Source organism: Streptomyces sp. NPDC048349 (genome assembly GCF_040651925.1).
GTDB lineage: Bacteria > Actinomycetota > Actinomycetes > Streptomycetales > Streptomycetaceae > Streptomyces.
Genome location: NZ_JBEZLA010000137.1, coordinates 1 through 3,873, shown reverse-complemented (window position 1 = coordinate 3,873; position 3,873 = coordinate 1). Strand labels below are relative to the sequence as shown.

The following is a 3,873-nucleotide window of genomic DNA, read 5'->3' as shown; positions in this document are numbered from 1 at the left end:
TCCGTGTCCTGGGCGGTGGCATCGGCGCCGGTCTGTAACGCCTGCAGGATCTTCGACCAGGTTCCATCCGCCGGCCAGCGGCGGTGGCGCTCGTAAACGGTCTGCCAGGATCCGTAGCGTTCGGGCAGGTCACGCCAGGGAATCCCGGTCCGTGTCCGGTAGAGCAATCCGTTGACGACGGTCCGGTGGTCGGCCCAACGGCCACCCGGACCACCCGTCTCCGGCAGGAGCGGGGCTATGGGTTCCCACTGGGCATTCGTCAGTTCATGCCGGCGCACCATGACCGACTCATGCCCGGAACGGCAACAGATCCACCATCCGGGCAAGAGCCATCAGACACTGCCTAGTGGCGAATCAGAAGTTCGCCACTGCTTGTTCAGCCCTTCTGGAGCCACAGCCTGTAGCCGTCGCTGGTCGGGCGGCAGTCCCAGCTGTAGACGTTGGCGTAGTTGTCCCAGTACCACGCGCCGCGGTCGTCGCAGGTGGACTTATAGGTGAAGTATTGGTTCGTCGGCGACCAGTAGAGCGGGAGCGCGCTGGGCTCTGCTGCCGTGGGCGCCACGACCGACGCCGTGGCTGCCGGAGCGGCGGCAGCGGCGGGGGTTGCGGTGATCGCGAGTGCGAGCGCGGCGGCGGCCCCCACGCTTCCGAGGACATTGCGAATGATGCGCATGCTGAACTCCTTGATCTGTAGGTTGCGTTGACCCGTGCGATTGCGTCTCACCGTGTGAGGTGCTGGCCGGCTCCCCTGGTGTTTGCATCACCGAGTTGAGCGGCTGCCTGATTGTTAGGCAGGCCGTTGTGGCGGGTTAGCCGCTTCCGCGCCCACCGCACCACTGGGGGCTGCCGGTCCCTACCATCGGATTCGAGCGCGGGTCCGCGCTATTCGATTCGGTCGTAGCCGAACCGAGGGTCCTGACACGGGGCGCCTGAACCGTTCACCAGACAGCGAAGAGGCCGTGTGCTACGGGTGTTGCACGGCTGAGGGCTTGCTCCACGTGACATTCACCGGCGAGCCGGCACCGACGGAGGAGCCAACGCTCGCCGTTGTCGTGCTGCAGCGATCGGATGCGTTGTTCGCCATGCGCGGTACGCCGACCGTCGGCGGGAAGTGGCGCTCCGACGAACAGAAATCGCCCAGAAACACAGGCAAATCGACTCGTTTCGGTCTGCCCTGAAACGAGCGCAACGTGAAGCATTCGGCCCAGGCGAATGAGGAGGTCGGTGTGCTGCGATTGCACTTCACCACGGAGGACCTGGCGCGCGTGAAGATCAATCTGCTGGGTCCGCTCGCGGAGACAACACTGAGCGTGTGGAACCTCCAGCGGCGGGACGGCAAGGCGCTGTTCCATGGCTGGCGCGCGCGCACGAGCCCACTCGTTACAGGAGATGGGCCGGACGCCGCGCGATTCCTCAGCTCGCCGGACGGTGGGCTGGTGGACCTGTTCACCCTGGTGGGCACTGCGGAGAGTATGGGTGAGGGCCTGGAGCGGCTGGTCAGTTCGCCACAAGGCCGTCTGCGTGCGGAGTTCGCCGTACTTGGGGCAAGCAGGCGGCGGGCGCAGTGGCTGTCCGGGGTGATGGCGGCCGACCGGGGGGCCGTGCAACGGCTTGCCGCCGCACTGCACCACTGCCACCGGGTGGCAGTGGCCCCGTACTGGGGGCGCATTCACCACCACCTGGACGGGGAGGTGGCGCGCCGAGGGCGCCTCATGGTGCGCGGTGGGGTGACAGCGCTGCTGGAAAGCCTGTGCCCGATGGCCGTGTGGAATCCCCCCGTGCTGGAGATCCCGGACTACCGGCCGCTCGTCCACCCGGCCACCGACTTCCACCTGGCGGGGCGCCCGCTGGTTCTGGCTCCGTCGGTGTTCTGCGGGCCGGTGCCGCAACTGTTCGCCGGCCAGGCAGGCGCCGTGGTCATGGTGTACCCGGCTCTGAGCAATCCGGTCGACGCGGTCGGTCTGTGGGATCTCTCCGCTAATGCACGCCGGGTCGATGCTCCGGTGCCACCGGCCCTGGCCGCGCTTCTCGGCCGTACCCGGGCGGTCGTGCTGTGTGTGATCGCCGACCATCCTGCGTGCACCACGACGCAGCTGGCCCAGCGGGCGGGGATATCACCGGCCAGCGCCAGCGAGCACGCCACCACGCTGCGCAGCGCCGGACTGACCGCCCTCACCCGCGAGCGGAAAGCTGCCCTTCACACGCCGACCCATCTCGGCCTCGCCCTGCTGAACACCAACGGTTTAGCTCCGGCCGGCATGTGAAGCGCGGACCCCGAGCCACCAGTGCCGTATCGGCACCTGCGGGTTCGCGGGGTACGAGGAGCAATGCGGCTGTTACTGAGGTTGTGGGCGTGGTGTCGTCAGTGTGAGTCCGGTTGCGATGAGGTATCCGTCGATGATGTCGCTGCGGTATTGGATCTGGCGGAGGCTGTGTCGTAGCCGGCGGATGAGGTGGTCTGGGTCGGTGAAGGCGGTGTTGGCCTGGCTGGTGCGGCGGAGGACTGACCAGATGCCTTCCACGGGGTTGAGGTCGGGTGCGTAGGGCGGCAGGTGGTAGACGGTGAGCCAGTCGTGTGCGTCGATGAAGGCCCGCATCCGACGGTCCTTGTGGAAGTTCAAGTTGTCCCAGATGAGGACGTTCGGTCCGCCGAGCTGCTGGTGGGCGGCGATGAGGAGGTCGCGGTACTCGGTCCAGGCGAAGCTCTTGCGGCCTCCGCTCTTGTGATCGGTGTGGCGTTTGGGCCGGTAGACGAGGCGGGAGCGTTCGCCGGGTTTGTAGCAGCACAGGGCTGCGATGGAGAAGCGGCGCTGGGAACGGCCGCGGACCCGGAAGACCGGTGTGGTTCCGCGTCGGCTCCAGGTGCGGGAGGTCGGCGGCGTCATCGGGCCTGACCGGCGTGTCGGGATGGACAGCCTCGGGTGTGGACAGCCGCATGGCGCGGGGTTCCGGCTGAGGGTGAGGGGTAGCCGCGCCTGAACCTGAGCGGATGTGCGGCTGCCCGTACCCGCCTCCTCACACTCAGAGGACCATCGGCAGGAGGAAGAAGGGATGGCTGCCCCCTGACTACGGCCTGCGCGAACTCCAGGCCCCACACTGGCTGTTGGAGTCATCCTTGTAGCCCGGGACAAGAGCAGGAGAAGCCGAACCCTGCGGCCCCACTCGGTGTTCACCAGGGACTTCGCAGCTTCACCGATCGGCGACGCAGCGAGCCAGTGGTGCAGTCCATCGGTTCCAGAGTCAATCCGAAAGAGAGAATGAAGCACCGGCTGGCTGAGGTAGGTTGTCCGTGTGGCTGACGTTTCCGAATACGAGAAGGCCATGCCCCGGGTTCAGGAACACGTGGCACGGTACGAGAAGGCCTTGGCGGAGATCCGCACGACGCATGCCGGCAGACCGGCACCGGAGGTGAGGGAAGCCCTCCTGGCCGCTGGCGAGAGACATGGCGTGCGCATCGCCAACGAGGTCGCGCAGGACGCGGCCGAACGTATCGCTGACGGCACGCTGTAGACAACCAGCTCCAGATACAACCCCCCAGGCGGGAACCCGGCAGCACACCCCCACCGGCTTCCCGTAGCCAGCCGCCCGCGGAGCGGGCTTGTCCTGGAGGCGAAGCCGGAAGGACCAGGTGGGGGAGCGAAGCAAACCCACCCAACAGGCCGAAGGCCTGGACCTCGTGAAACGAGGTCACCTCCCGCGCGAAGCACGGGAGGTCCAGGTCGGCCTGGCGAAGCCAGGGCCCGCTCGGGTGAAGCGAAGCGGAACCCCACCAGTCCGAAGCGAAGCGTACCTGCGCGGACTCGCTCGCCGACGCGGCCGCGCTGCTGCCAGCCCTCGGCGCGCGCGTCTTCCTCACCACCGGCCGGATGGGCC

5 protein-coding genes and 1 pseudogene are annotated in these 3,873 nt (G+C 67.4%); 3 read left to right on the top strand and 3 right to left on the bottom strand.

The genetic code is table 11. The annotated features are described in order from the left end of the window. Both AB0D44_RS34220 and AB0D44_RS34215 read right to left on the bottom strand, forming a co-directional pair. A partial coding sequence (locus tag AB0D44_RS34220; RefSeq protein ID WP_362598770.1) for a transposase occupies positions 1 to 281 on the bottom strand: 281 nt, incomplete at its 3' end. A gap of 95 nt (positions 282 to 376) precedes the next feature. Beyond that, positions 377 to 673 (bottom strand): hypothetical protein, encoded by a 297-nt coding sequence (locus AB0D44_RS34215; protein ID WP_133899513.1) that lies wholly within the window; start codon positions 671 to 673, stop codon positions 377 to 379. Between the two features lie 517 nt (positions 674 to 1,190). Between AB0D44_RS34215 and AB0D44_RS34210 the strand changes: the two genes are divergently transcribed. Continuing rightward, on the top strand, positions 1,191 to 2,264 hold the full coding sequence (locus AB0D44_RS34210) for a winged helix-turn-helix domain-containing protein (protein ID WP_362598767.1): 1,074 nt from the start codon (positions 1,191 to 1,193) through the stop codon (positions 2,262 to 2,264). A gap of 72 nt (positions 2,265 to 2,336) precedes the next feature. Here AB0D44_RS34210 and AB0D44_RS34205 read toward each other — a convergent pair whose 3' ends face one another. Beyond that, positions 2,337 to 2,885 carry a transposase gene (locus AB0D44_RS34205; RefSeq protein WP_362598765.1) on the bottom strand — a complete coding sequence of 183 codons (549 nt, stop codon included), beginning with the start codon at positions 2,883 to 2,885 and terminating at the stop codon, positions 2,337 to 2,339. 406 nt (positions 2,886 to 3,291) lie between these two features. On the opposite strand from AB0D44_RS34205, the gene AB0D44_RS34200 reads away from it, so the two are divergent. Both AB0D44_RS34200 and AB0D44_RS34195 read left to right on the top strand, forming a co-directional pair. After that, positions 3,292 to 3,510: a hypothetical protein gene (locus AB0D44_RS34200; RefSeq protein ID WP_362598763.1), complete on the top strand. Its 219-nt coding sequence runs from the start codon at positions 3,292 to 3,294 to the stop codon at positions 3,508 to 3,510. Positions 3,511 to 3,797: 287 nt separating this feature from the next. Continuing rightward, positions 3,798 to 3,873 (top strand): annotated as a pseudogene (locus AB0D44_RS34195) (cobalt-precorrin-6A reductase); the annotation flags it as partial.

What these genes read in the sequence shown, in the direction of transcription:
- AB0D44_RS34215 (WP_133899513.1), bottom strand. Translation starts at nt 673, where the DNA reads ATGCGCATCATTCGCAATGTCCTCGGAAGCGTGGGGGCCGCCGCCGCG.
- AB0D44_RS34205 (WP_362598765.1), bottom strand. Translation starts at nt 2,885, where the DNA reads ATGACGCCGCCGACCTCCCGCACCTGGAGCCGACGCGGAACCACACCG.